This is a genomic window from Streptomyces sp. NBRC 110611, from assembly GCF_001590865.1.
GTDB lineage: Bacteria > Actinomycetota > Actinomycetes > Streptomycetales > Streptomycetaceae > Streptomyces.
Genome location: NZ_BBUY01000002.1, coordinates 629,462 through 650,391 on the forward strand (window position 1 = coordinate 629,462; position 20,930 = coordinate 650,391).

Annotated in this window: 21 protein-coding genes; 6 read left to right on the forward strand and 15 right to left on the reverse strand. The window is 73.8% G+C overall.

The annotated features are described in order from the left end of the window. Positions 1-51: 51 nt before the first annotated feature. From AZE13_RS07290 to infC, 5 genes are all read right to left on the reverse strand, one after another. Positions 52-1,161 (reverse strand): PAS domain-containing sensor histidine kinase, encoded by a 1,110-nt coding sequence (locus tag AZE13_RS07290; RefSeq protein WP_066928126.1) that lies wholly within the window; start codon positions 1,159-1,161, stop codon positions 52-54. 83 nt (positions 1,162-1,244) lie between these two features. After that, positions 1,245-2,099: a TrmH family RNA methyltransferase gene (locus AZE13_RS07295; RefSeq protein WP_066928128.1), complete on the reverse strand. Its 855-nt coding sequence runs from the start codon at positions 2,097-2,099 to the stop codon at positions 1,245-1,247. A 159-nt stretch (positions 2,100-2,258) separates the two neighbouring features. Beyond that, on the reverse strand, positions 2,259-2,642 hold the full coding sequence (gene rplT, locus AZE13_RS07300; protein WP_066928129.1) for a 50S ribosomal protein L20: 384 nt from the start codon (positions 2,640-2,642) through the stop codon (positions 2,259-2,261). Positions 2,643-2,746: 104 nt separating this feature from the next. Beyond that, on the reverse strand, positions 2,747-2,941 hold the full coding sequence (gene rpmI / locus AZE13_RS07305; RefSeq protein WP_016576627.1) for a 50S ribosomal protein L35: 195 nt from the start codon (positions 2,939-2,941) through the stop codon (positions 2,747-2,749). Positions 2,942-3,064: 123 nt separating this feature from the next. Further along, on the reverse strand, positions 3,065-3,751 hold the full coding sequence (gene infC, locus AZE13_RS07310; RefSeq protein ID WP_079123774.1) for a translation initiation factor IF-3: 687 nt from the start codon (positions 3,749-3,751) through the stop codon (positions 3,065-3,067). Positions 3,752-4,061: 310 nt separating this feature from the next. On the opposite strand from infC, the gene AZE13_RS07315 reads away from it, so the two are divergent. Beyond that, positions 4,062-4,451 carry a DUF1844 domain-containing protein gene (locus AZE13_RS07315; protein WP_066928131.1) on the forward strand — a complete coding sequence of 130 codons (390 nt, stop codon included), beginning with the start codon at positions 4,062-4,064 and terminating at the stop codon, positions 4,449-4,451. A gap of 77 nt (positions 4,452-4,528) precedes the next feature. Here AZE13_RS07315 and AZE13_RS07320 read toward each other — a convergent pair whose 3' ends face one another. The 4 genes from AZE13_RS07320 to AZE13_RS07335 all read right to left on the reverse strand — a co-directional run bounded on the left by AZE13_RS07320 (position 4,529) and on the right by AZE13_RS07335 (position 8,449). Then, positions 4,529-5,275, reverse strand: coding sequence for an MIP family channel protein (locus AZE13_RS07320; RefSeq protein WP_079123775.1), 747 nt, complete (start codon positions 5,273-5,275; stop codon positions 4,529-4,531). A gap of 82 nt (positions 5,276-5,357) precedes the next feature. Next, positions 5,358-6,089, reverse strand: coding sequence for an SseB family protein (locus tag AZE13_RS07325; RefSeq protein ID WP_066928132.1), 732 nt, complete (start codon positions 6,087-6,089; stop codon positions 5,358-5,360). A gap of 57 nt (positions 6,090-6,146) precedes the next feature. Beyond that, entirely contained in the window at positions 6,147-7,307 is a 1,161-nt protein-coding gene (gene mycP, locus AZE13_RS07330; protein ID WP_066928133.1) for a type VII secretion-associated serine protease mycosin, read from the reverse strand. A gap of 8 nt (positions 7,308-7,315) precedes the next feature. Then, positions 7,316-8,449 (reverse strand): hypothetical protein, encoded by a 1,134-nt coding sequence (locus AZE13_RS07335; protein ID WP_079123776.1) that lies wholly within the window; start codon positions 8,447-8,449, stop codon positions 7,316-7,318. Positions 8,450-8,946: 497 nt separating this feature from the next. Here AZE13_RS07335 and AZE13_RS07340 point away from each other — a divergent pair, with 497 nt between their 5' ends. Then, positions 8,947-10,164 (forward strand): amino acid deaminase/aldolase, encoded by a 1,218-nt coding sequence (locus tag AZE13_RS07340; protein ID WP_066928137.1) that lies wholly within the window; start codon positions 8,947-8,949, stop codon positions 10,162-10,164. Positions 10,165-10,185: 21 nt separating this feature from the next. Here AZE13_RS07340 and AZE13_RS07345 read toward each other — a convergent pair whose 3' ends face one another. From AZE13_RS07345 to AZE13_RS07360, 4 genes are all read right to left on the reverse strand, one after another. After that, entirely contained in the window at positions 10,186-11,466 is a 1,281-nt protein-coding gene (locus AZE13_RS07345) for a haloacid dehalogenase-like hydrolase (RefSeq protein WP_066928139.1), read from the reverse strand. Between the two features lie 92 nt (positions 11,467-11,558). Then, positions 11,559-12,359, reverse strand: coding sequence for a 3-oxoacyl-ACP reductase (locus AZE13_RS07350; RefSeq protein WP_066928141.1), 801 nt, complete (start codon positions 12,357-12,359; stop codon positions 11,559-11,561). Further along, positions 12,356-13,738, reverse strand: a complete 1,383-nt coding sequence (locus AZE13_RS07355; RefSeq protein WP_181690273.1) for an aldehyde dehydrogenase family protein — start codon at positions 13,736-13,738, stop codon at positions 12,356-12,358. Before AZE13_RS07355 ends, AZE13_RS07350 begins: the two co-directional genes overlap by 4 nt. A 14-nt stretch (positions 13,739-13,752) precedes the next feature. Continuing rightward, positions 13,753-15,120, reverse strand: coding sequence for a glutamine synthetase family protein (locus AZE13_RS07360; protein ID WP_066928145.1), 1,368 nt, complete (start codon positions 15,118-15,120; stop codon positions 13,753-13,755). Positions 15,121-15,193: 73 nt separating this feature from the next. Between AZE13_RS07360 and AZE13_RS07365 the strand changes: the two genes are divergently transcribed. The 3 genes from AZE13_RS07365 (at position 15,194) to AZE13_RS07375 (ending at position 18,298) form a co-directional block, all read left to right on the forward strand. Beyond that, positions 15,194-15,925, forward strand: a complete 732-nt coding sequence (locus AZE13_RS07365) for a FadR/GntR family transcriptional regulator (protein WP_181690274.1) — start codon at positions 15,194-15,196, stop codon at positions 15,923-15,925. Between the two features lie 145 nt (positions 15,926-16,070). Then, on the forward strand, positions 16,071-17,555 hold the full coding sequence (gene eat, locus AZE13_RS07370) for an ethanolamine permease (RefSeq protein ID WP_066928149.1): 1,485 nt from the start codon (positions 16,071-16,073) through the stop codon (positions 17,553-17,555). A gap of 44 nt (positions 17,556-17,599) precedes the next feature. Continuing rightward, positions 17,600-18,298 carry a gamma-glutamyl-gamma-aminobutyrate hydrolase family protein gene (locus AZE13_RS07375; protein WP_066928151.1) on the forward strand — a complete coding sequence of 233 codons (699 nt, stop codon included), beginning with the start codon at positions 17,600-17,602 and terminating at the stop codon, positions 18,296-18,298. A 6-nt stretch (positions 18,299-18,304) separates the two neighbouring features. On the opposite strand, the gene AZE13_RS07380 is transcribed toward AZE13_RS07375, so the two are convergent. Beyond that, entirely contained in the window at positions 18,305-18,667 is a 363-nt protein-coding gene (locus AZE13_RS07380) for an SH3 domain-containing protein (protein WP_066928153.1), read from the reverse strand. Positions 18,668-18,774: 107 nt separating this feature from the next. Then, complete coding sequence (locus AZE13_RS07385) at positions 18,775-19,728, reverse strand: LysR family transcriptional regulator (protein ID WP_181690275.1); 954 nt, start codon at positions 19,726-19,728, stop codon at positions 18,775-18,777. A gap of 70 nt (positions 19,729-19,798) precedes the next feature. On the opposite strand from AZE13_RS07385, the gene AZE13_RS07390 reads away from it, so the two are divergent. Further along, complete coding sequence (locus AZE13_RS07390) at positions 19,799-20,923, forward strand: TDT family transporter (protein WP_066928155.1); 1,125 nt, start codon at positions 19,799-19,801, stop codon at positions 20,921-20,923. Positions 20,924-20,930: the final 7 nt, after the last annotated feature.

Sequence of the window (20,930 nt, forward strand, 5' to 3'; positions counted from 1 at the left end):
TAAGGGGCGGGCGGTCGGCGTACGGCTCGCGGGGCTCCCGCCGCGGAGTGCTCAGCCCAGGAAGGCCGGCGCCGCGACGGGCAGGCTGAACCGGAACTGCGCGCCGCCGGCCGGGGCCCGGCCGACCGTGATCGTGCCGCCGTGGGCCTCGACGATGCCCTTGACGATGTACAGGCCCAGGCCTGTGCCACCGCGTTTGCTGCCCCGCCAGAACCGCGTGAACACCCGGCTCATCGACTCCTCCGGGATGCCCGGGCCCTCGTCGCTCACGGTCACACTCGTCCCCTCCGCGCTGGTCGTGTCCGATACCGGTCCGACCTCGATGGTGACGGTTCCCGCACCGTGCCGCACCGCGTTTTCCAGCAGATTGCCCAGTACCTGGTCGACCTTGTCCGGATCCGCCCACAGATCGGGCAGCGGCTCCAGCATCCGGATGAGGAAGCGGTCGGGCCGCTCACCGGCGGTGGTCTGCGCCTGGACGTGCCGCCGCACCGCCGCGATCATGTCGACCCGCTGCCGGCGCACCTCCAGCCGGCCGGAGTCGATCCGGGAGATGTCCAGCAGCTCGGCGATCAGACGCGTGACGCGGTTGGCGTCGGCGTCGACGGTCTCCAGCATCAGCCGCTTCTGGTCGTCCGTGAAGCGTTCCCACTTCTGGAGGAGGGTGGCGGTGAACCCCTTGACGGAGGTCAGCGGGGAGCGCAGTTCATGGGCGACGGTGGCGATCAGCTCGGCGTGGCTCAGCTCGGTACGCCGCCGGGCCTCGGTGCCGCGCAGCGCGATCACCAGGCGCTGCACGGGGCCGGTCGGCCGGGCCCGCACATAGCGCGCGGAGACCAGTACCTCACGGCCGCCGAGCAGCAGATTGCGCTCGGGCTGGCCACGGCGGATGGCCAGCCCGCCGTACGGGTCGGTCAGCCGCCACCAGCGGCGGCCCTCGACGTCCTGCAGCGGGAGGGCGTGTTCGAGGGGGCGGCCGAGCGCGTCCCCGGGCGGTATGCCGGTGATCCGCGCGGCGGCGGCGTTGAAGCAGATCACCCGGCCGTGCTCGTCGGCGACGACCAGACCGTCGGGCAGCGCGTCGGGGTCGAGGCCGCCCAGGGTGCCGTCGGACGGGCAGCCCTCAGCGGCGGCCGTGATGCCAGAAGTCCTCACACTCATCCCCGTTACCCCCTTCCGGGCCCCGGGCACGCAAGACTACTAGCTCACCTCGTTGCTGCCGGGGGGATCCCGGCCAGGCCCCCTCAGGCGGGTGACGCCGCGCGGCAGCCGCCGGGGCCGCGCTGGGCGCGGGCGGAGGCGTAGAGGCAGACCGCGGCGGCCGTCGCGAGGTTGAGGCTCTCGGCCTTGCCGTGAATGGGGACCCGTACGACGGCGTCCGCCAGCGCGCGGGTCTCCTCGGGCAGTCCCCAGGCCTCGTTGCCGAAGACCCAGGCGGTGGGCCCGCCCATGGAGCCGGCGTCCAGCTCGGCGTCCAGGTCGCGGTCGCCCGCGCCGTCGGCGGCCAGGATCCGTACGCCGGCGGTCCGCAGTCCGCTCACCACCCGCTCGACGGGTACCCCGACCGCGACCGGGAGGTGGAAGAGCGAACCGACCGACGCCCGTACGGACTTGGGGTTGTAGAGATCCACCGAGGCGTCGGTGAGCACCACCGCGTCCGCGCCGGCGGCGTCCGCGCAGCGCAGCACCGTACCGGCGTTCCCGGGGTCGCGGACGTTCGCGAGCACCGCGACCAGCCGCGGGCGGGCGGCGAGGATCTCCTCGAACGGCGAGTCGAGGAACCGGCAGACGCCGAGCAGGCCCTGCGGGGTGACCGTCTGGGAGATGTCGGCGACGGTCCGGTCGTCGGCGAGGTGCACCCGCACCCCGGCGGCACGGGCGGCCCCGACGATCTCGGCATGCCGCTCGGCGGCCTCGACGGTGGCGAACAGCTCGACGAGCGTGGGCTCACCGCCGGCGCGGTGGGCGATCGCCTCCCGTACGGCCTGCGGGCCCTCGGCGATGAACCGGCGCTCCTTGCCGCGGAAGGCGCGGCGGGCCAGCCGCCGGGCGTCGGTGACGCGCGGGGAACGCGGGGAGATCAGCTCGGGGGTGCCCATGGGCGGCGGCTCGCTTCTGTGGTTCGTGCGGCGGTGGGGATCCGGCGTGCGGGGTCCGGTGTGCGGGTCCGGACCGGGAGCCGGGCCCGGACCGGAAATGCGGCGGACCCGCAGGCCGGGGGCCTGCGGGTCCGGGTCACCACGTCGTCAGGCTGGGGTTCAGGCAGCCTTCGGCGCGTTGACGTCGCTCGGGAGCGCCTTCTGGGCGGCCTCGACGAGCGCGGCGAACGCGTTCGAGTCGTTGACCGCGAGCTCGGCCAGCATCTTGCGGTCCACCTCGATGTTGGCGGCCTTCAGACCCTGGATGAAGCGGTTGTAGGTCATGCCGTTGGCGCGGGCAGCGGCGTTGATGCGCTGGATCCACAGCTGACGGAAGTCGCCCTTGCGCTTCTTGCGGTCGTTGTAGTTGTAGACGAAGGAGTGGGTGACCTGCTCCTTCGCCTTGCGGTACAGGCGGGAGCGCTGGCCGCGGTAGCCGCTGGCCTGCTCGAGGATCGCCCGGCGCTTCTTGTGGGCGTTGACTGCCCGCTTGACGCGTGCCACTTGTTAACTCCTTGTAGCGGGGCCGTGGTGGTCCTCACACGGCCCGAATTCGATTGAGTCCCGGTTCGAGTCGCGCCCCCGCACGTTCAGCGGGGCGCGGCGGCTCACTTGCCGAGAAGCTTCTTGATCTTCGCGGCGTCGCCCGGGGCCATCTCGGCGTTGCCGGTGAGGCGACGCGTCACGCGGGACGACTTGTGCTCGAGCAGGTGGCGCTTGCCGGCGCGCTCACGCAGCACCTTGCCAGAGCCGGTGACCTTGAAGCGCTTGCTGGCACCGCTGTGCGTCTTGTTCTTCGGCATGCGCCGTTCTCTCCTCGTCAGTGGCGCTCCCACCGGCGTGCACCGGCTGACGGGAGCGTCAGATGTATCGGTTGGTGTCCGGGGCGGGTGCCCCGGCATGCATCCGGGGCTCGCGCCCGTGGATCACGCCTCGGCGGGCTCCCCGGCGGGCTCCTCCGCGGGAGCACCACCCTGGCGCGTCGCCTTGCGGGCGGCCTGCGCCTCACGGGCCTCGGCCATCGCCTCGGTCTTCTTCTTGTGCGGACCGAGGACCATGATCATGTTGCGGCCGTCCTGCTTCGGATTCGACTCGATGAAGCCGAGGTCCTGGACGTCCTCCGCGAGACGCTGCAGCAGCCGGAAGCCCAGCTCGGGGCGGGACTGCTCGCGACCACGGAACATGATCGTGATCTTGACCTTGTCACCCTGCTTGAGGAACCGGACGACGTGACCCTTTTTGGTGTCGTAGTCGTGCGGGTCGATCTTCGGCCGGAGCTTCATCTCCTTGATGACCGTGTGCGCCTGGTTCTTGCGCGCCTCACGGGCCTTCATGGCCGACTCGTACTTGAACTTTCCGTAGTCCATGAGCTTGCAGACCGGCGGACGGGCGTTCGCCGCCACCTCGACCAGGTCGAGGTCGTACTCCTGCGCAAGCTCCAGGGCCTTGGCAAGCGGCACAATGCCGACCTGCTCGCCACTGGGACCGACGAGTCGCACCTCGGGGACGCGAATCCGGTCGTTGATGCGGGGCTCGGCGCTGATGGATCCTCCTCGGTAGCACCACGCGACGGCCTGGCGGACTGCCGCGTAACGTCTGTTCGGTGTGACCAACCGCGCCGTGACGTGGAAAACGCCCCGGACGGGACACAGGCGGGGCTCCAGAACGAGATCGGGAGCACCGCCGCGAAGTCTCCGCGGGGCGCAGCCTGACCAGTGACCCGCCGCCCCTGAGGGTCGGCCGGGTGGGAGATCGGAGCCTCCACTTGTGGGCCGTTCACATACGTGTCCGGCCGGTCGGAACACCAGAATACACGAGTCAAGAGGGCATCCCCACTCGTGTGCGGACGCGGGCGTCCCCGGACGCGGAGCCCGCGAGCCCGGGCCCTAGGCTTGAGCCGACCCCTCAGCAGGAAGAAGCCACATGAGCGACCAGACCCCGCAGCAGCCCGACGCCGCGAGCGCGACGGAGGCGCCGCGTCCCGACTTCGACACCATGACCCGTGACATCGCGGAGGTGCCGGCGGTCGAGGTGATCACCACGGTCGCGGTGCACCTGATGAGCTCGGCGGCGGTCAACCTCGGGCTCGCCGAGGAGGGCGAGGCGCACAAGGACCTCGACGAGGCGCGCAAGCTGATCCACGCGCTCGCCGGACTGGTGACGGCGAGCGCCACGGAGATCGGCTCCTACCACGCCGCACCGCTGCGCGACGGCCTGAAGTCGCTCCAGCTGGCGTTCCGCGAGGCCTCGATCGTGCCGGACGAGCCGGGGCAGGGGCCGGGCGAGAAGTTCACCGGTCCCGTGTTCGGCTGATTCGTGCACGTCTGATCGTCGCACCCGTGAGGACCCCGGCCACGTGGCCGGGGTCCTCACGTATATCCCCGTCGCCTTCAGGCGGGCGGGGTGTCGGTCCGGGGAGGGTGCGTCACCTGGTGCACCGCCGCCGCGATCACGCCACCGATCAGAGGGGCGACGAGGAAGAGCCACACCTGGGTGAGCGCCGCGCCGCCGGCGAACAGGGCCGGCCCGAGGGACCGGGCCGGGTTCACGGAGGTGCCGTCCAGCGGGATGCCGATGAGGTGGACGGTGGCCAGCGCCAGGCCGATCGCCACACCGCCGAAGCCGACGGCCGCTCCCGCGTGGGTGACCGACAGCACCACGTAGACGAAGAGGAAGGTCATCACCATCTCGGCGACGAACGCGCCGCCGAGGTTGATGTGCACCGCCGAGCGGTCGCCCCAGCCGTTGGTGCCGAAGGCACCGTCCGTCTGCAGCCCCGGGACCTGCTTGGCCACCAGGAAGAGCAGCGCGGCGCCGACGATGCCGCCGACGATCTGGGCGATCCAGTACTCGACGGCGGTGCGCAGCGGGATCCGGCGGGCCAGCAGCATGCCGAGGGTGACCGCGGGGTTGATGTGGCAGCCCGAGACCGGGCCGAGGGCGTAGGCCAGTGCCAGCATGGTGAAGCCGAAGGCCAGGGCGATGCCGAAGGTGCCGATGTACTCACCGGCCAGCACCGCCGAGCCGACGGCGAAGAACACCAGAAGCAGCGTGCCGAGGAACTCGCACACGACGACCCGGCTCACGGCCGGGGCCGCGCCGCCCTCGGGCTCGGTTACCGTCTCCGTTGTCTCCATGTGGGCTCTCCTCGCGTGGATCTTGAGCTCTCCTCGCATTGTGCGGCCGTGGAGACGATCGCGCCCGTCGGGGCGTGACGGGTCAGCGCTGGTACAGGGGGTCCCCCGGGGTGGTGGCGCCGGGCCGCAGGAGGGCCAGGTCGAGTCCCTTGACGAGCCGGGCGCGCAGGGTCTCGTCGGCGGCCAGGGCCTGGGCGAGCCGCTGGGCGGCCTCGGCGGGCGAGGCGTCGGCGGCCAGGTCGAGGGCGAGCGTGCCGTCGGTCTCGGCGGAGGGCGTGAGATGGGCGGCGCGGACGGCGGGCTCGGCCGCGAGCAGGGCACGCAGGGCGTCGGTGACGGCCGGGTCGGCGAGCGGGTCGGTGGTCGTACGGCCCTCGGCGAGGGCGCGCAGGGCGGGCCCGGTCAGCTGGTAGGTCACCGGGCCGGCGAGGTCGAGGACGACGGTGTCGGCCTGCTCGTGGGCGGCGGCCAGCAGCGCCTGCTCCAGGGGGACGGCCACCGGGCGGGCGTCGGGGCGCCAGCGGTGCAGCGTCTCCATGGAGGTGAAGGCGGGGAGGGCGCGGCGGCCGTCCGGCGCCTGGAGCGTGGGGACGGCCATATCGCTGGTCTTCTCGCGGCGCAGCCCGTCCGGGCCCTCCTCCACCTCGCCGAGGACGGCGACGACGGGGACGAGGACGCGGGCGCCGGCCAGCGCGGCCAGGAGCCGGGGTTCGGTGCTCCGGTCGGTGGCGTAGGCCGTCAGGGCAGCGGCGAGGGCGGGGGCGGCGGAGCCGTCGTCGTCCGCGAAACCGGGGTCGGGGATGTTCTTCTGCACGGGCCCGAGCGTATCGGGGCGGTGTGCGGCGCCGTCCGGCGCGTCCGTGCGGTGGTGTCAGGTGCTGCGGCTGCGCCGGAGGAGGAAGGCGGTGGCCAGGAGGGCCAGGCCGGTGGCGCCGGCGGTCCAGGGGAGCCAGTGGGTGGGGGTGTCGTCGGTGGCGTTCGGGGTGGGGCCGGGGCCGAAGTAGCGGTGGGCGTAGCCGGCGGGGGACGGCTTCTGCGGGGTGGGCCGGAGGCCGGCGGCGGCCTCCAGGGCGGCGGCGGGGTCTATCAGGCCGGCGCCGAGGTCGTCGTCGCGGCCGCCCTCGGGGGCGTCCTGGGCGGTCGAGGTCAGCAGGCCGCGGATCTGGGCGGGGCTGAGGCCGGGATGGGCGGAGCGGATCAGGGCGATGGCGCCGGAGACGAAGGCGGCGGCGGGGCTGGTGCCCCAGCCGTTGACGTAGCCGTCGTCGTTGCCGGCCATGAGGATGTTGTGGCCGGGTGCGCTGACCGTGGCGTACCAGTGGCGGGTGGAGAACGGGGCGCGGTCGCCCTGCTCGGTGACGGCGGTGGCGGCGATGACGCCCGGGTAGGCGGCGGGGTAGGAGACGCGGTTGCCCTTGATGCCGCCGTTGCCCGCGGAGGCGACGACGGGGATGCCCTTGCCGAGGGCGTACTGGATGGCCGCGTCCTCGCGGGGCTCGGGGTGCGCGGTCTCGCTGTCGTCGCCCAGGGACATGCTGATCACGTCGGCGCCGTGGTCGGCCGCGTAGCGTATGCCGTCGGCGAGGGCGCCGGCCTTCTCGGTACGGGCGCGTTCGCGCTGGGGGTCCTTGTCCTCCAGGATGACGCGGACCGGGAGGATCCTGGCCTCGGGGGCGACGCCGAGGATGCCGTCCTGGTTGCCCGGTCCGTGGCCGCGGCCGGCGATGACGCTCGCCATGCCGGTGCCGTGCTGTGCCCAGGTGGCGTCGCCGGGCCCGGCACCGAAGCCGACCAGGTCCTTCTCGGGCAGCACCTGGCCTTCGAGGTCGGGGTGGTGGGCGTCGACGCCGGTGTCCAGGACGGCGACGGTGATGCCGGCGCCCTTGGTGGTGCGCCAGGCCTCCTGGGCGCGGATGGCCGTGAGGCCCCACTCCTGGGCGCGGATGGCGTCGGCCCGGGCCGGTGCGGCGGGGAGCACGGCGAGCGCCGCGGAGGCCAGCGCGGTGGCGCCGCGCCGCAGGGTCTTCGTCATGGCCTGCCTCATGCCGGCGACTCCGTGCTCTTGGCGGGGATGCCGGAGGCCGCGCGGAAGGCCGCTGCGACGCGGTCCGCGAGGTCCTTCGCGTCGTGGCCGAGGCCGGATTCGGCCGGGGCGGTGGTGGCGCCGGCCCGGGTGGCGGCCTCGGCGGGCTGCGGTGCGGGGACGGTGCGGCCGTCGGCGAAGCCGGAGACCGCGTACACGACGACCGGGAGGTCGGTGAGCACCCGGACGGTCCAGCTCGCCCGCTGCGCGGGCCCGAAGCGTTCGGCGGGGGTGCCCTTCGGCGCGTACGGAAGGGGTATCAGGTCGGTGCGGTGGCCCAGGTTCTGGGTGCTGAAGCGGGTGTTGAGGGCCAGCATGCCGGCCAGGTCGGCCGCGGTGGTCTGGGCGCCGACGGTGATGACGTTGGTGCGGGTGGCGTCGAGGTAGGTGGCGCGCAGCAGGCGGACGCAGCCCGCCCGGGCGAGGGCCTGGGCGAGCCGTGGGTCGTAGGCGTCGGTGCAGCCGCCGTCGGGCGCGACGGCGATCCGGCTCCAGGTCCGGTCGGCGCCTCCGGGGCCGGTGCCCAGGCCCTCGACGGTGCGCGGGAAGAGGGTGTCGACGGGGGTGTTGTGCCAGGCGTCGCGGCCGTTGGCGAAGGCGGCCTCGCGGGAGGGCGGGCCGTCGGCGGGGGCGGCGGTGAGCCAGCTCCCGGCCGCCGCGCCGCCGAGGAGGCCGATGCCGAGGACGAGGCAGGCCGCGGCGGTGATCATCCGGGCGCCGGGGCGACGGCCCGTCCCGGCCGGCTGCGGAGGCGTCGCGGGGGCGCCGCCGGCCGCCTGGGGCGGGGGCGGTGTCCGGGGCCGGGGAGGGCGCGGCGGGTGCCCGGCCGCGGGGGCGGGCGGCCGGCTGCCGGGCGCCACGGACGGGGTGGCGGAGGCCGGTTCGGGGGCGGGCGGGGCGGCGGCGCGCTCGGTGGGCTCGTGCCACCGGTCCTGGCTGTGGGCCAGGTGGTACGCGGCGGTGTCGCGGAAGGCGGCAGGGCGGCCGGGCGGGGTGGGCGGTGCGGTGGGGCGCGGCGGGACCGCGGGGCCCGCGGGGCCGGGCGGCGGCGCGGTGGCCGCGGGGTGCTGCGCGGGCGGGGCGGGGGGCATGGCAGGGGGTACGGGCGATTGGGGTCTCCCCTGCGCATGGGGGTCCCCCCGCTCGAGCGGAGCCGAGAGTGGGGGAGGAGTTGAGAGCTCGGGGAAGGCCGGGACCCGGCGGCGCAGCACGGTCGTCCGAGGGTCCTCGTCCGACGCGGGTGCCACGGGCGGCCGCGGGGGTATGGGCGGGGTCCGTCGCGCATCGGCGAACTCTGCGTCGGTGCTCACCCGCGCTCCCCCTCGCGCCGCCTCCCCGCCGGACCCGATGCGCAATCGGGGCAGGGTGGTTCGTATCCGGACAACACGCCGCTGACCTGCTGTTGCGGCGTCGAGCCACTCTACGGGCTGGCGGCGCCGGTGCGGCAACCCGCTGCGGCCCGCTGTCCGCTCTGTCGGGATCTCTCCCCTACGCAGCGGGTGGGGGTACTCCCCCACAGCCTTGAAAGCGTGGGGGCACCCCCACCCGCGCCCTTCAGGCGTGGGGGAAGTTCTGGCAGGCTGCGGCCATGCCTTCGCAGCGAGCCGACGCGCGGGAAGAGATGGCTCGGTACCACCGGGCCACCGCCCACCTCGACGCCCCCCTGGCCGTGCTCGACCTCGGGGCCTTCGACGCCAACGCCGCCGATCTGGTGCGCCGCTCCCGGGGAAAGCCGGTCCGGGTGGCGAGCAAGTCGGTGCGCTGCCGGGCCCTGCTGGAGCGGGTGCTGGCGCGGGACGGCTTCGCCGGGGTGCTGAGCTTCACGCTGGCCGAATCGCTGTGGCTGGCGCGCTGCGGCTTCCCGGACGTGCTGCTGGCGTACCCCTCGGCGGACCGGGCGGGCTTCGCCGAGCTGACCGCCGACGCCCGGCTCGCGGCCGCGGTGACGGTGATGGCCGACGACCCGGCGCAGCTGGATCTGATCGACGCGGCCCGGCCCCGGGGCGCGGGAGGCGGCGAGGAGGTACGGATCTGCCTGGAGCTGGACACCTCGTACCGGCTGGGGGCGGTGCGGGTCGGTGCCCGCAGGTCGCCGCTGCGGTCGCCGGACCACCTGGCCGCGCTGGCCCGGTCGGTGGTGCGCCGGCCCGGGTTCCGGCTGGTGGGGCTGATGGCCTACGAGGGGCATGTGGCGGGGGTGGGCGACGAGGTCGCCGGCCGGCCGGTGTTCTCGCGGGCGGTCCGGGTGATGCAGGCGGCGGCGCGCAAGGAGCTGGCGCGGCGGCGCTGGGAGGCCGTTCGGGCGGTGCGGGCGGTGGCGCCGCGGCTGGAGTTCGTCAACGGCGGCGGTACGGGGAGTGTGCAGCACACGGCGGCGGAGGCGGCGGTCACCGAGATCGCGGCCGGTTCGGGGCTCTACGCGCCGCGGCTGTTCGACAACTTCCGTGCGTTCCGCGCGCGTCCGGCGGCGCTGTTCGCCCAGCCGGTGGTCCGCCGGCCCGGCCGTGGGGTGGTGACGGTGCTCGGCGGCGGCTATCCGGCGTCGGGGCCGGCGGGCGCGGACCGGCTGCCGGTGCCGCATCTGCCGGCCGGGCTGCGCTACGACCCGCAGGAGGGGCCCGGTGAGGTGCAGACGCCGCTGCTGGGGCCGGCCGCGGACGGCCTGGCGATCGGCGACAAGGTGTGGTTCCGGCACGCGAAGGCCGGTGAGCTGTGCGAGCGGTTCGACGCGCTGCACCTGATCGACGGGGACCGGCTGGTGGACACGGTGCCGACGTACCGGGGCGAGGGCCGCACCTTCCTGTGAGGCGGTGCGGCCCTCGGGCCGTCAGCCGTGGATGGTGTCCCGCTGGTCCGGGATCACCGATCCGTCGGGGCGGCGGACCGGGCCGTGCGTGCCGTCCGGGTGGGTGTAGCCGGCGGTCGCGCACGGGTACGGAGCCGTCTGGCGCCGCTTCGGCTCGATGAACATCGGGTTGACCACCCAGCGGCCGTCGGCGTTGTCGTAGGCACGGCACATGACCTCGGGCTTGTTGCGGTTGAGGACGAGGTGGGCGCCGGTGGCGTCGCCGACGAACGTCACGTCCGTGTCGGCGTCACCGCCGCCGAGCGCGATCCGCCGGTCCCACGGCTGCTGCTGCCAGGCCTTCGCGCCCCTGACGCCGAAGATCTCCTGGTTGATGATGCAGCGCTTGCCGTCCATGTAGGGGATGGCCTCGCCCTTGCTGACGGGGACGCCGCCGCAGCCGCGGGTCCAGGGCGTGATCCGGCCCTGCTTGTCCAGGACCGAGCGGATCGCGATGGTGTGCTCGCGGTCGATGCCGACGCCGCGCGACCACACCTCGGCGACCGGCTCCGAGCCCGCCGAGACGATGTAGACGTCGAACCCGGCCTTCTTGAGCGTGCGGATCAGGTCGCGCTGCTGGTCGTAGTAGCGGGCGTAGCCGGAGACCTCGTGCGTCCCGACCTTCTGGGTGGCGCCCACCGGCGCGGCCAGAGCCTCCTTGCGGGCCTTCCTGGTGTACGACTCCAGCTGCCGCACGGTGTGTCCCGTGAAGAGCTGGGGCACCCAGGCGTACTGCGGGACGGTGCGCCGGTGGTTCCACTCGCCCGCGAAGGCGGCCGCGCCGCTCATGGTCCTGCCCTCGGCGCGGATCTCGAAGATCTCGTCCGCGCAGGCGGTGTTGGTGGAGGTGCGCAGCGGCCGGCCGACGGGCACGTCGGTGCCGCAGGCCTTGGTGAGGGCGGCGTCGGCCTCGTCGGTCAGCCACGCGCTGGTGGACTTCCAGCCCGCCGGCCGGAGGATCTTGTCGTGCCTGAGCGCCCAGGCGATGGTCACGTCGGTGATGTCGTTCTTGACGACGGTGTTGTCCCAGTCGAAGGCGGCGACCGGGCGCGGTCCGCCCTTGCCGGAGCAGCTGCCCCGCTCGTCGATCATCTTCTGGAGCTTGGCACGGTTGTCGCCGTACCAGGCGAGGTTCTCGGACAGCTGCGGGCAGGCGCTGCGGGACCGGGGGCCGGCCGGCGCGGCGGTGGCCGTGGCCGGTATGGAGGCCGCGAGGGCGGCGGCGGCGAGCAGGCCGGAGACGAGGGTGCGTCCGGTGCGCATGCATCCTCCTTGACGCATGGGGGGGGGCAGGACCGCAACCGGAACCGGCACGAGAGCCGGTTCCGGTGCTGGTCATGGACCTTACATAGGGGCTAGAGCGGAGTGACGTAGGCCCCGGCGATACCGCCGTCGACCAGGAACTCGGCGGCGTTGACGAAGGAGGAGTCGTCGCTGGCGAGGAAGGCGACCGCGGCCGCGATCTCCTCGGGCTCGGCGAACCGGCCGGCCGGCACGTGGACGAGGCGCCGCGCCGCCCGCTCGGGGTCCTTGGCGAACAGTTCCTTGAGCAGCGGGGTATTGACCGGGCCGGGGCACAGGGCGTTCACCCGGATGCCCTCGCGGGCGAACTGCACACCCAGTTCGCGGGACATGGCCAGCACGCCGCCCTTGGAGGCGGTGTAGCTGATCTGGGAGGTGGCGGCGCCCATGACGGCGACGAAGGAGGCGGTGTTGATGATGGAGCCGCCGCGCCCGGTCCGCTGGAACTGGCGCTGCATGTAGGGCAGGGCGTGCTTGCAGCACAGATAGACGGAGGTGAGGTTGACCTCCTGGACGCGCTTCCAGGCGTCGAGTCCGGTGGTGAGGATGGAGTCGTCGTCGGGCGGGGAGATACCGGCGTTGTTGAAGGTGATGTCGACCGAGCCGTAGGCGTCGAAGGCGGTCCGGTAGAGCGCCTCGACCTCCTCGGAGTCGGTCACGTCGACCTTGGCGAAGAGCCCGCCGACCTCCTCGGCGGCCTTCTTGCCGGCGGTCTCGTCGATGTCGGCGCAGACGACGTGGGCGCCTTCGGAGGCCAGCCGGCGGGCGGTGGCCAGGCCGATGCCGCTGCCGGCTCCGGTGATCACGGCGGTGCGTCCGACGAGGCGGCGGCACACGGCGGTCTGGTCGGTCACGAGGACTCCTTCGTGCTGGGCTCGGTGCTGAGGAAGATGTTCTTGGTCTCGGTGAAGGCGGCGAGCGCGTCCGGGCCCAGTTCGCGGCCGAGTCCGGACTGCTTGAACCCGCCGAAGGGGGTCCAATAGCGCACGCTGCTGTGGGAGTTGACGGAGAGGTTGCCGGCCGCGACGGCCCGTGAGACGCGGATCGCGCGGCCCACGTCGCGGGTCCACAGCGAGCCGGAGAGGCCGTAGTCGGTGGCGTTGGCGAGCCGGACCGCGTCGGCCTCGTCGTCGAAGGGGAGGGCGACGGCGACCGGGCCGAAGATCTCCTCGGTGGCCGCGGGGTCTCCGGGCCGGCCCTCCAGGACGGTGGCCGGGTACCAGAAGCCCTTCCCGGCGGGCACGTCGCCGCGGATGGCGGCCGGGGCGTCCTCGGGGACGTAGGACCGTACCCGCTCGCGCTGGGCGGCGGAGATCAGCGGGCCCATCTGCGTGGCGGAATCGGCCGGGTCGCCCGCCACGAACGCCTTGACCGCGGGCTCCAGCAGCTCCAGGAAGCGGTCGTAGACGCTGCGCTCGACGAGGATGCGGCTGCGGGCGCAGCAGTCCTGGCCGGTGTTGTCGAGGAAGGAGGCGGGGGCGGCGGCCGCGGCGGCCTCTAGGTCGGCGTCGGCGAAGACGATGTTGGGGTTCTTGCCGCCGAGTTCGAGAGTGAGCCGCTTGGTCTGTGCGGCGCAGCGGGCGGCGATCCGCCGGCCGGTGGCGGTGGAGCCGGTGAAGACGACCTTGGCGACGCCGGGGTGGTCGACCAGTGCGGTGCCGGTGACCGGGCCCTCGCCGGGCAGGACCTGGAAAAGGTGCTCGGAGAGGCCGGCGTCCAGGGCGAGTTCGGCGAGCCGGAGCGCGGTGAGCGGGGTGGTCTCGGCGGGCTTGAGGAGGACGGCGTTGCCGGCCGCGAGGGCGGGGGCGGTGCCCCAGGCGGCGATCGGCATCGGGAAGTTCCAGGGGGCGATCACGGCGACCACGCCGAGCGGTTCCTGGACGGTGATGTTCAGCCCGCCGGCGACCGGGATCTGACGTCCGGTCAGCCGCTCCACTCCCCCGGCTGCGTAGTGCAGCAGATCGCGGACGTTGCCGGCCTCCCAGCGGGCGTTGCCCAGCGGGTGCCCGGCCTCGGCGAGTTCGAGCGCGGCGAGGGGCTCGATATGGGCGTCGACGACGTCGGCGAAGCGGCGCAGGATCCGGGCCCGGTCGCCGGGCGCCACCGCGGCCCAGGCCTCCTGGGCGGTGGCGGCCCGGCGGACCGCGGCGTCGACCTCGTCGGGGGAGGTGGTGGGGACGGTGGCCACCAGGTCCTCGGTGGCCGGGTTGATGATCTTCAGCTCGTGCAACACGGGTGGTGGTGTCCTCACATGCGCTCGAAGGAGCGGAAGCGCTCCCAGTCCGTGACGGCGGCGTCGTAGGCGTCCTGCTCGACGCGGGCCATGTGGCGGTAGTGGTCGACGACCTCGTCGCCGAAGGCCTCCCGCGCGGCGGCGCTGCGCTCCCACAGCCCGGCGGCCTCGCGGAGGGACGTGGGGACGTGCGCGGCGTCGGCGTGGTAGGCGTTGCCGGTCGTCGCGTCGGGCAGCTCCAGCTCGTGCTCTATGCCGTACAGGCCGGCCGCGACCATGGCGGCGACCGCGAGGTAGGGGTTGACGTCGCCACCGGGGAGGCGGTTCTCCAGGCGGTGGGCGTGGCCGTGGCCGACGACCCTCAGGGCGCAGGTGCGGTTGTCGGGTCCCCAGGCGACGGCGGTGGGGGCGAAGGAGCCGGGCCGGAAGCGCTTGTAGGAGTTGATGTTGGGGGCGTGGAAGAGGGTGAACTCGCGCAGCGTGGCGAGCTGGCCGGCGAGGAAGTGCCGCATGACCGGCGACATGCCGTACGGGCCGGAGTCGTCGGCGAGGACCGGCCGGCCCTGTTCGTCCCGGAGCGAGAGGTGGATATGGCAGGAGTTGCCCTCGCGCTCGTCGTACTTGGCCATGAAGGTGAGCGCCATGCCCTCCTGGGCGGCGATCTCCTTGGCGCCGGTTTTGTAGATCGCGTGCTGGTCGCAGGTGGTGAGCGCCTCGTCGTAGACGAACACGATCTCGTGCTGGCCGAGGTTGCACTCGCCCTTGGCGGACTCGACGGTCATCCCGGCCGCGCCCATTTCGTTGCGGATGCGGCGCAGGACGGGTTCGACGCGGCCGGTGCCGAGGACGGAGTAGTCGCCGTTCCACTGGTTGGCCGGGGTCATCCGGCGGTAGCCGCGTGACCAGGCTTCTTCGTAGGAGTCCTTGAAGAGCAGGAACTCCAGCTCGGTGCCGGCGTAGGCGCGCCAGCCCCGCTCGGCCAGCCGGTCGAGCTGGCGGCGCAGGATCTGCCGGGGCGAGGCGGCGACCGGGGAGCTGTCGTGCCAGGCGAGGTCGGCGGTGATCAGGGCGGTGCCCGGGTTCCACGGGGTGCGGCGCAGGGTTCCGGGGTCGCCGTGCATGGCGAAGTCGCCGTAGCCGCGCTCCCAGGAGGACATGGCGTAGCCGTCGACGGTGTTGAGGTCGACGTCGACGGCGAGGAGGTAGTTGCAGCCCTCCGTGCCGTGGTCGAGGACGGTGTCGAGGAAGTACCGGGCCGCGAACCGCTTGCCCTGGAGCCTGCCCTGCATATCGGTGAAGGCGAGGACGACAGTGTCGATCTCCCCGGTGTCGACGAGGGATCTCAGCTCCTCGACGGAGAGTGGGGGCGTGCGGTCTGCCACGGTGTTGCCTCCTGTCACTGCAACCGGAGGTCATAAGGTATGCACATGAACCATTGGTTGGGAAGGGGTGGCGATGGACGGCGCGACTGACCGGCTGGCACCCGTGCTGCGTCCGGTGCGGGCGGGCAACGGTTTCGAGGAGGCCCTGGAGCAGATACTCCAGATCGTCCGGCTCGGCCTGGTCCCCCAGGGCGAACGGCTCCCCGCGGAGCGGGAGTTGGCCGAACGGCTGCAGATCAGCCGGGTCACCCTGCGCGAGGTGCTGAAGGTGCTCCAGGACGAGGGCCTGGTGGAGAGCCGGCGCGGACGCTACGGCGGCACGTTCGTCCGGACGCGGACCGAGACCCCGGGCGAGGCCGAGCTGCGCCGCCGGATCGAGAAGATCGACGTCGAGGACGTCCTGCGGTTCCGGGAGGTGCTGGAGACGGGCGCGGCCGGGCTGTGCGCCGGGCACGGCCTGGCCGGCGAACGGGCCGACCGGCTGCGGGCGGCCCTGGCGGCGACCCAGGACGCACCGCTGGCGGACTACCGCAGACAGGACACCCTGCTGCACCTCACCCTCGCCGAACTGTCCGGCTCCGCCTCGCTGGCCGCCCAGTACGCGGCCGTGCGGGCGACCGTGAACGAGCTGCTGGACGGCATTCCGCTGCTGGTACGCAATCTGGAGCACTCCCAGGCCCAGCACGGCGCGCTGGTCGAGGCGGTGCTGGCGGGCGACGCCGACGGCGCCCGCGAGGTGATGCGGGAGCACTGCGGCGGGACCGCGGCGCTGCTGCGCGGCTTCCTGGCCGCGCCGGCGCCCTGAGGCTCCGGCGCCCTGAGGCCCCCCGTCCGGAGACCCCCGGTTAACCATTCTTTTACACAGGGGTCTTGCGCCGGAGCGGCCGGGGACGCAAAGGTACGCGCCAGAACCTTTGCTCGAATCCCCCTCGGCGAGGCAGGAGCGGCTCATGGCCGACAGCACCGATTCGCAGACCGCACCGCCCACCGCCCCCACCGGCGGCGCTCCCCCGGGCGGCGCCTCGTCCGACGCGGCCTATCTGGAGCGGCGGACCCTGCGCCGCGGCAGCGCGGGACCGCTGCTGCTCACCGGCCTGGGCGTCGCCTACGTCGTCTCCGGCGACTTCTCGGGCTGGAACAACGGCCTGGCGCACGGCGGCTTCGGCGGCCTGGCGATCGCCGCCGTCCTGATGGGCCTGATGTACACCTGCCTGGTCTTCGCACTGGCGGAGCTGGCCTCGGTCCTGCCCACCGCCGGCGGCGGCTACGGCTTCGCCCGCCGCGCGCTGGGCCCCTGGGGCGGCTTCCTCACCGGCACCGCCATCCTCATCGAATACGTCCTGGCCCCGGCCGCGATCGCCCTCTTCATCGGCGACTACGTCGAATCGCTGGGCCTCTTCGGCCTGCACTCCAGCTGGCCCGTCCACCTCGCCTGCTTCGTCCTCTTCATCGGGATCCACCTGTGGGGCGTCGGCGAGGCGCTGCGCTTCAGCCTGATCGTCACCGCCGTCGCGGTCGCCGCGCTGCTGGTCTTCGCCTGCGCCGCGCTCACCGACTTCCACGTCGACGCGCTCGACGACATCCCGGTCGAGGCCGGCGCCTTCGGGGCGAACTCCTGGCTGCCGTTCGGGGTGCTGGGGATCTGGGCGGCCTTCCCGTTCGCCATGTGGTTCTTCCTCGGCGTCGAGGGCGTACCGCTGGCCGCGGAGGAGACCCGGGACCCGGCGCGCGCCCTGCCCCGGGCGATGGCCGCCGCGATGGGCGTACTGCTGCTGCTCGCCATGATCACCTTTGTCGCCGCGACCGGGGCGCGCGGCTCGGCCGCCCTCCAGTCGGTGGGCGATCCCCTCGTCCAGGCGCTGCAGCCGGACGGTGTGCCGACGACCGTCAGCCGGATCGTCAACTACGCGGGCCTGGCGGGCCTGGTGGCGTCCTTCTTCTCGCTGATCTTCGCCGGGTCCCGGCAGCTGTTCGCCCTCTCCCGGGCCGGCTACCTCCCTCGCTTCCTCTCCCTGACCAGCCGCCGCAAGGCCCCCTACCTGGGGCTGCTGGTGCCCGGCGGGCTGGGCTTCACGCTCGCCGCGGCCACCGGCGACGGCGCCCGGCTGCTGAACATCGCGGTCTTCGGCGCCACCATCTCGTACGCTCTGATGGCCCTGTCGCATATCGTGCTGCGCCGCCGGGAGCCCGGTCTGCACCGCCCGTACCGCACCCCCGGCGGCCTGCTGACCTCGTCCGTCGCCTTCGTCCTGGCCTGCTCGGCGCTGGTGGCGACGTTCCTGGTCGACAAGGACGCCGCGGTCATCGCGCTCGCGGTGTACGTCGTGGCGCTGGCGTACTTCGCGCTCTACTCCCGGCACCGGCTGGTGGCCGCGGCGCCCGAGGAGGAGTTCGCGGCGCTGGCGGCGGCGGAAGCCGAACTGGAAAAGAACTGACCGGCCGTCCCCGACCCCCTGCCTCTCCCACCCTTGGAGGAACCGTGACCAGCCCGCTCATCGGCGTCAGCACCTATCAGGAGGAGGCCGGCTGGGGAGTGTGGACGCTGCCGGCCGCGCTGCTGCCCGCCGGATACCCCCGGCTGGTGCAGCGCTCGGGCGGGCTGCCCGTCCTGCTGCCGCCCGGCGAGCCGGCGACCGCCGCGGCGACGGTGGCCCGGCTGGACGGGCTGGTGATCGCCGGCGGCGCGGATGTGGCGCCGGACCGCTACGGCGCGGAGCCGCACCCCAGGACCGGCCCCCCCGCCCTGGACCGGGACGCCTGGGAACTCGCCCTGATCGAGGCGGCGTTGACGGGCGGGGTGCCGCTGCTGGGCATCTGCCGCGGGCTCCAGCTGCTGAACGTGGCACTGGGCGGCACCCTCGTCCAGCACCTCGACGGGCACGCCGGACCGCCCGGGGTCTTCGGGTACCACGACGTCGAGCCGGTCCCCGGCACGCTGCTCGGCCGTGCGCTGCCCGAGCCGGTGTCCGTACCGACGTACCACCACCAGGCGGTGGACCGGCTCGGCAGCGGGCTGCTGGCCTCGGCACACGCGGCGGACGGCACCGTCGAGGCACTGGAACTGCCGGACGCGCGGGCCTTCACGCTGGGGGTGCAGTGGCACCCGGAGGCCGGGGACGACCCGCGTGTGATGGACGCGCTGGTGGCGGCGGCACGCGGGGCGTCCTCGGGGGCGTGAGGTGCCTCAGACTTCCCGCATCCCGCAGGAGGCGGGGATCCAGCCGGTGTTGCCGCGGAACGTGATCTTGTACCAGTCGTTGCCCGAGCGGTTGCACAGGTCGTAGGACTGCCCCGTGCCCTTGGCGAGGATGCAGGTCTTCGCATCCTTGGTGAAGAGCCCGACCGCGGTGCTGTTCAGCTTCCGCTCCTTGCGGATCTTCACATTCTCCTGCGCCCACGCGGAGACGCAGTCGGCTGCCGCGACCTTGGCCGTCTCGGCCGGCCGCGCCGCACCGGGCGTACCGGCCACGGCCGTCCCGGCGGTGCCGAACGCGGTGCCGGCCAGGGCCGCCGAGACGACGGCGGGCATGATGAACTTGAGCCTCATATGCGGCTGTTCCCCCTTGTTGTACCAGGGTGGGCACGCTGGCGCGCCCACGATTTCGCACACCCTAGCGAGGCCCGTGCGCGGCGATCAACACGGCTCCGGCCGCGTCACGACGTCCCCCGGGTCAGCCCGAGCAGCCGGCGGGCCGGACCCGCCGGCCGCTGACCGGTCCGCCACACGGCCCGCAGGTCGCGGCCGAGCCGCAGCCCGCTCACCGGGATCTCCACCAGCCGACGGGCGCTCAGCTCCTCCCCGACCGCGAGCTCGCTGAGCACCGACGGCGCCGCCTCACTCACCACGGCGGCCTTCACCGCGGTGGTCGAGGCGAGCTCCAGCAGCGGCTCGGCCAGTCCGCCGTGCCCGGCCAGCGCCGCGTCCAGCACCTGCCGGGTACCGGAGCCGCGCTCGCGCAGGATCAGCGGGGCCCCGGCCAGCTCGGCGGGGGTCAGCGCGCCGCGGCGCCGGGTCCACGGATGCGACGGCGCGGCGACGACCAGCAGCCGGTCGTGCCCGATGACCGCGCCGTCCAGCCCCGCCGGCACCTGCAGCCCCTCCACGAAACCGAGGTCCGCCTCACCGGCCAGCAGCCGCTCGGCCACCGCGCTGGAGTTCCCCGCCAGCAGCGAGACGGCCGTCCCGGGCAGCTCCGCCCGCAGCGCGACCAGCCACCCGGGCAGCAGGTACTCGGCGATGGTCATGCTCGCCGCGACCCGCAGCCGGGAGTCCCGCTGCCCGCGCAGCGCCTGCGCCCCCGCGTCGAACGCCTCGGCCGCCTCCACCACCCGCCGCGCCCAGTCCGTCACCAGCGCCCCGGCCTCCGTCAGCCGGGAGCCGCGCGGCGACCGCTCGACCAGCGCCACCCCCAGCTGCCGCTCCATCGACCGGATCCGGCTGCTGGCCGCGGGCTGGCTGATCCCCCGGTCCCGGGCCGCCCGCCCCAGGCTGCCCAGCCGCGCGACGGCGAGCAGCAGCTCCAGCGCACCGAGGTCCGGCACCCGGTGCGACAGCGGTACGGCGACGGGCCCGGCACCGGAATCCTGCTCACAGCCACCCCTGCACATAACCCCAGCTTATGCCGTCATAGACGGATAGTCCCTGGTGGGGACCGTTCCGCGCGGAGACGCTGGTCCCATGGCTACCCTCGCGCACACAGCGTCCCGCCCCGCCCCTCCGCGGCCCGCCGGCCCGGTCCGTCACCTGGGGCCGAACTGGTACGCCGCCGTCATGGGCACGGCCATCGTCGCCAACGCCGGCCACACCCTCCCGCTCACCGCCCCCGGCCTGCGCACCGCCTACCAGGCGGTCTGGGCGCTGTCGGCGCTGATGCTGCTGACGCTCCTGGCGGCCCGCACCGTGCACTGGCTGCGCCACACCGACCAGGCCCGCCGACATCTCCAGGACCCGGCGGTGGCCCCGTTCTACGGCTGCCTGGCGATGGCGCTGCTGGCGGTGGGCGGCGGCACCCTCGCGGTGGGCCGGGACGTCATCGGCGAGCCGGCCGCCCTCGCCGTCGACGTCACCCTGTGGTCCCTGGGCACCCTCGTCGGTGTCGTGGGCGCCGCGGCGATCCCGTACCTGATGGTGACCCGGCACCGCATCGAACCGGGCAGCGCCACGCCCGTCTGGCTGCTGCCGCTCGTCGCCCCCATGGTCTCCGCGGCCCTCGGCCCCGCGCTGGTCCCCCATCTGCCGGCCGGCCAGCCGCGGCAGGCGCTGCTGCTGGCCTGCTACGCCCTGTTCGGCATGTCCCTGCTGGCCACCCTGGCCGTCCTCCCCCTCGTGATGTCCCGGCTCCTCCACCACGGCCCGCTGCCGCTCGCCCTGACGCCCACCCTCTTCCTCGTGCTCGGCCCGCTGGGCCAGTCCACCACCGCGGTGGGCAATCTCGCGGCCGTCGCCCCCGGAACCGTGGACGCCGCCACCGCCCACGCCATGAGCGCCTTCGCGGTCCTCTACGGCGTGCCGGTGACGGGCTTCGCGCTGCTGTGGCTGGCGATAGCGGGGGCGATGGTGGTCCGCGCCTTCCGCAACGGCATGGGCTTCGCGATGACCTGGTGGGGCTTCACGTTCCCGCTCGGCACCTGCGTCACAGGAGCGGCCGGGCTGGCCGCGCACACCGGGCTGGACCTCTTCACCTGGCTGGCCGTGGCGCTGTTCGCCGTCCTGGTGACGGCGGTGGCGGTGGCCGGCTGCCGCACCGCGAGCGGCCTGCTCCACGGCCGCCTGCTGACGGCACCTCAGCCGGTCAAGGCGTAGGGCTTAT

Excerpts from the sequence above, each read along its gene's own strand:
- eat (WP_066928149.1), top strand. The coding sequence starts at position 16,071 with ATGGCCGACAGCACCGATTCGCAGACCGCACCGCCCACCGCCCCCACC.
- AZE13_RS07290 (WP_066928126.1), bottom strand. The coding sequence starts at position 1,161 with ATGAGTGTGAGGACTTCTGGCATCACGGCCGCCGCTGAGGGCTGCCCG.
- AZE13_RS07320 (WP_079123775.1), bottom strand. The coding sequence starts at position 5,275 with ATGGAGACAACGGAGACGGTAACCGAGCCCGAGGGCGGCGCGGCCCCG.
- AZE13_RS07385 (WP_181690275.1), bottom strand. The coding sequence starts at position 19,728 with ATGTGCAGGGGTGGCTGTGAGCAGGATTCCGGTGCCGGGCCCGTCGCC.
- AZE13_RS07295 (WP_066928128.1), bottom strand. The coding sequence starts at position 2,099 with ATGGGCACCCCCGAGCTGATCTCCCCGCGTTCCCCGCGCGTCACCGAC.
- mycP (WP_066928133.1), bottom strand. The coding sequence starts at position 7,307 with ATGACGAAGACCCTGCGGCGCGGCGCCACCGCGCTGGCCTCCGCGGCG.
- AZE13_RS07390 (WP_066928155.1), top strand. The coding sequence starts at position 19,799 with ATGGCTACCCTCGCGCACACAGCGTCCCGCCCCGCCCCTCCGCGGCCC.
- AZE13_RS07365 (WP_181690274.1), top strand. The coding sequence starts at position 15,194 with ATGGACGGCGCGACTGACCGGCTGGCACCCGTGCTGCGTCCGGTGCGG.
- AZE13_RS07380 (WP_066928153.1), bottom strand. The coding sequence starts at position 18,667 with ATGAGGCTCAAGTTCATCATGCCCGCCGTCGTCTCGGCGGCCCTGGCC.
- AZE13_RS07340 (WP_066928137.1), top strand. The coding sequence starts at position 8,947 with ATGCCTTCGCAGCGAGCCGACGCGCGGGAAGAGATGGCTCGGTACCAC.
- AZE13_RS07315 (WP_066928131.1), top strand. The coding sequence starts at position 4,062 with ATGAGCGACCAGACCCCGCAGCAGCCCGACGCCGCGAGCGCGACGGAG.
- AZE13_RS07335 (WP_079123776.1), bottom strand. The coding sequence starts at position 8,449 with ATGCCCCCCGCCCCGCCCGCGCAGCACCCCGCGGCCACCGCGCCGCCG.
- rpmI (WP_016576627.1), bottom strand. The coding sequence starts at position 2,941 with ATGCCGAAGAACAAGACGCACAGCGGTGCCAGCAAGCGCTTCAAGGTC.
- AZE13_RS07345 (WP_066928139.1), bottom strand. The coding sequence starts at position 11,466 with ATGCGCACCGGACGCACCCTCGTCTCCGGCCTGCTCGCCGCCGCCGCC.